General features: G+C 65.7%; 2 protein-coding genes. Both read left to right on the top strand.

Going from position 1 to position 4352, the window contains the following annotated elements; genetic code table 11:
- Window positions 1-593 (top strand): hypothetical protein (locus ACRDPN_RS09175; RefSeq protein ID WP_431447142.1); only part of this gene is annotated, 593 nt, incomplete at its 5' end.
- A 307-nt stretch (window positions 594-900) separates the two neighbouring features.
- Window positions 901-4352: DNA-directed RNA polymerase subunit beta (gene rpoB / locus ACRDPN_RS09170; RefSeq protein WP_431447141.1), on the top strand; the 3452-nt coding region annotated here is incomplete at its 3' end.

Genomic DNA, 4352 nt, shown 5'->3' with positions numbered 1-4352 from the left:
CGGCCGCTCCGCCGCCACCTTCGCCTGCGCCGGAGACCCCGAAGGCACGTCGCCGCTTCGATTTGTCGGTGTTCCGTCGACGCTTCGACATGTCGGTGTTCCGTCGGTCCGGGCGCTTCGGCGCGCTGACCGCCCTGGCCGTGGCTGCGCTGCTGTTCGGTGCGTGGTTCGGCTACCAGGGATGGAAGGACATGCGAACTGACGTCGTCACGACTCACGAGGAGGCCGCCGACACGGCGGCGTCGTCCGCCGAGACGATCTTCACCTACCAGTACGACAAGCTCGACGAGTACGTCGAGGATGCCCAGGACACGATGACACCGTCCTTCGCGGAGAAGTTCAAGACCATCTCTCCTGCCCTCAACGATCTGGCCCCGCAGCGCAAGATCCAGGTCAAGGCGTCCACACGCGACGCGGCCGCGCTCGAGTGCGGCAACACCTGCAGCGAGGACAAGGCGAGGATTCTCGTCTTCGTCGACCAGGCCCGTCTGGCGGACGGGTCGGACAAGCCCACCGTCTTCGGCAACCGGGTCGAGCTAGAGATGGTCAACCGCGACGGCACCTGGCTCGTCGACGACATCAAAGCCCTTTGACCGCTCGCGAGAGACTTCTTACCCGGTCGCGAGAGAGAACTTTGCCGACGCCGAGGGAAATAGGCCTCTCGCGACCGGGTAAGAAGTCTCTCGCGAGCGTGGGGTTGGCCCGGGATTGCAGACAAAGCCGAAAAGCGTCCCCTACGGGAGCGAGTTTGTCAAGCACCCGGGTTGCATTCGTTCGGTACGGAGGGTTAGACTGGAGGTTCGCGCTCGCTCACCTGCTTCAGTGCCCTTGACTGGGGTCCCGTGGCGTGCGCAGAAGTTCATACCGAGCCATTCTTGCGAGCCCTTGGAAGGATCCCTCTTGGCCGCCTCGCGCACCACTGCACCTGCCCAGAATGCAGCATCGAACGCACCCCGTCGCATTTCCTTCGCCAAGATCGCCGAACCCATGGAGGTTCCGGAGCTTCTTGCACTCCAGACAAACAGCTTTGACTGGCTGATCGGCTCCGACTCCTGGAAGGCTGGAGTCGAGGAGGCGCTGGCCGGCGGACGTTCGGACGTCTCCTCCAAGTCCGGTCTGGAGGAGATCTTCGAGGAGATCTCCCCGATCGAGGACTTCTCCGAGACGATGAGCCTGTCGTTCCGCGACCACCGCTTCGAGCCTCCGAAGTACTCGGTCGAGGACTGCAAGGACCGCGACGTCACGTACGCCGCGCCGCTGTTCGTCACCGCCGAGTTCATGAACAACGAGACCGGCGAGATCAAGTCCCAGACGGTCTTCATGGGCGAGTTCCCGCTCATGACCGACAAGGGCACCTTCATCATCAACGGTACCGAGCGTGTCGTCGTCAGCCAGCTCGTCCGTTCGCCCGGCGTCTACTTCGAGCGCACGCCCGACAAGACGTCCGACAAGGACATCTACACCGCGAAGGTCATCCCTTCGCGCGGTGCGTGGCTGGAGTTCGAGGTCGACAAGCGCGACCTCGTGGGCGTCCGTCTCGACCGGAAGCGCAAGCAGAGCGTCACCGTTCTGCTCAAGGCGCTCGGCTGGAGCGAGGCCGAGATCCTCGAGGAGTTCGGCCAGTACGAGTCGATCCGTCTCACCCTCGAGAAGGACAACGTCGCCGGCCAGGACGAGGCCTTGCTCGACATCTACCGCAAGCTGCGTCCGGGTGAGCCGCCGTCGCGCGAGGCCGCGCAGACGCTGCTCGACAACTACTACTTCAACTCCAAGCGCTACGACCTCGCCAAGGTCGGCCGCTACAAGATCAACAAGAAGCTCGGCGTCGAAGAGTCGTTCGACCAGCAGACGCTGACCATCGACGACATCGTCGCGACCATCAAGTACGTGGTGGCGCTGCACGCCGGCGAGACTGAGGTCGCCGCACCCGCCGGCGGCACGATCGTCGAGGCCGACGACATCGATCACTTCGGCAACCGGCGCATGCGCACGGTCGGCGAGCTGATCCAGAACCAGCTCCGCACCGGCCTGGCCCGCATGGAGCGTGTCGTGCGCGAGCGGATGACCACCCAGGACGTCGAGGCCATCACGCCGCAGACGCTCATCAACATCCGCCCGGTGGTCGCGGCGCTGAAGGAGTTCTTCGGCACGTCGCAGCTGAGCCAGTTCATGGACCAGAACAACCCGCTCGCGGGCCTGACGCACAAGCGTCGTCTGTCGGCCCTCGGCCCGGGTGGTCTGTCGCGTGAGCGCGCCGGCTACGAGGTCCGCGACGTCCACCCGTCGCACTACGGACGCATGTGCCCGATCGAGACGCCGGAAGGCCCGAACATCGGCCTCATCGGCTCGCTCGCGTCGTACGGGCGCATCAACTCGTTCGGATTCGTCGAGACGCCGTACCGCAAGGTCGCCAAGGGCAAGGTCAGCGACCAGGTCGACTACCTCACGGCCACCGACGAGGACCGCTACATCATCGCGCAGGCCAACTCGCCGCTCACCGACACCGGCAAGTTCGTCGACGACGCCGTGCTGGTGCGCCAGCGCGGCGGTGAGGCTGAGCTCCGGCCGGCCGGCGAGGTCGACTACATGGACGTCTCGCCGCGCCAGATGGTGTCGGTGGCCACGGCGCTCATCCCGTTCCTCGAGCACGACGACGCCAACCGCGCGCTCATGGGCTCGAACATGCAGCGTCAGGCCGTGCCGCTCGTCCGTAACAACGCTCCGTTGATCGGCACCGGCATGGAGTTCCGTGCCGCCGTCGACGCCGGCGACGTCACCGTGGCCAAGAAGGCCGGTGTCGTCAAGGAGGTCTCGGCCGACTCGATCGAGATCATGGAGGACGAGGGCACGTACACCACGTACCGTCTCGCCAAGTTCCGTCGCTCGAACCAGGGCACCTGCACGAACCAGCGTCCGCTGGTCGTCGAGGGAGCCCGGGTCGAGGTCGGCGCGCCGCTGGCCGACGGTCCGTGCACCGACGATGGCGAGATGGCCCTCGGCACGAACCTACTCGTGGCGTTCATGCCCTGGCAGGGACACAACTACGAGGACGCGATCATCCTGTCCCAGCGCGTCGTCCAGGACGACCTCCTCACCTCGATTCACATCGAGGAGCACGAGGTCGACGCCCGCGACACCAAGCTGGGCCCGGAGGAGATTACCCGCGACATCCCGAACGTCTCCGAGGAGATGCTCGCCGATCTCGACGAGCGCGGCATCATCCGCATCGGCGCCGAGGTCAACAACGGCGACGTCCTCGTCGGCAAGGTCACGCCCAAGGGCGAGACCGAGCTGACGCCCGAGGAGCGCCTGCTCCGGGCGATCTTCGGCGAGAAGGCGCGCGAAGTGCGCGACACCTCGCTCAAGGTGCCCCACGGCGAGTCCGGAACCGTCATCGGCGTTCGTGTGTTCAACGCCGAGGAGGGCGACGAGCTCAGCCCCGGCGTCAACCACCTCGTGCGGGTCTACGTCGCGCAGAAGCGCAAGATCAGCGACGGTGACAAGCTCGCGGGCCGCCACGGCAACAAGGGCGTCATCTCCAAGATCCTGCCGGTCGAGGACATGCCGTTCCTCGAGGACGGCACGCCCGTCGACATCGTCCTGAACCCGCTCGGCGTCCCCGGCCGCATGAACGTCGGCCAGGTCCTCGAGACCCACCTCGGTTGGGTCGCGAAGAACGGCTGGCAGGTCGAGGGTCAGACCGAGGACTGGCAGAAGCGACTGAAGAAGATCGGTGCCCTGAAGGCGCCGGCCGACTCCAACATCGCCACGCCCGTCTTCGACGGTGCTCGCGAGGACGAGATCACCGGTCTGCTGGCGTCTACGCTGCCGAACCGCGACGGCAACCGCCTGGTCGGTTCCGACGGCAAGGCCGTGCTGTTCGACGGACGTTCCGGTGAGCAGTTCCCCGACCCGATCTCGGTCGGCTACATGTACATGCTGAAGCTGCACCACCTGGTCGACGACAAGATCCACGCCCGTTCGACCGGTCCGTACTCGATGATCACCCAGCAGCCGCTCGGCGGTAAGGCCCAGTTCGGTGGCCAGCGCTTCGGTGAGATGGAGGTGTGGGCCCTCGAGGCCTACGGTGCCGCCTACGCCCTGCAGGAGCTCCTGACGATCAAGTCCGACGACATCCTCGGCCGTGTGAAGGTCTACGAGGCCATCGTCAAGGGCGAGAACGTTCCGGAGCCCGGCATCCCGGAGTCGTTCAAGGTGCTGGTCAAGGAGATGCAGTCACTGTGTCTCAACGTCGAAGTGCTCTCCTCCGACGGCACGGCCGTCGAGATGCGCGACGCGGAAGAGGATCTCTTCCGGGCCGCAGAGGAGCTCGGCATCGACCTGTCCCGCCG

The organism is Aeromicrobium sp. (assembly GCF_050700635.1).
In the GTDB taxonomy this organism is placed as follows: domain Bacteria; phylum Actinomycetota; class Actinomycetes; order Propionibacteriales; family Nocardioidaceae; genus Aeromicrobium.
The sequence above is the reverse complement of the archived record's forward strand: the minus strand, read 5'-3'. Positions and strand labels throughout refer to the sequence as shown.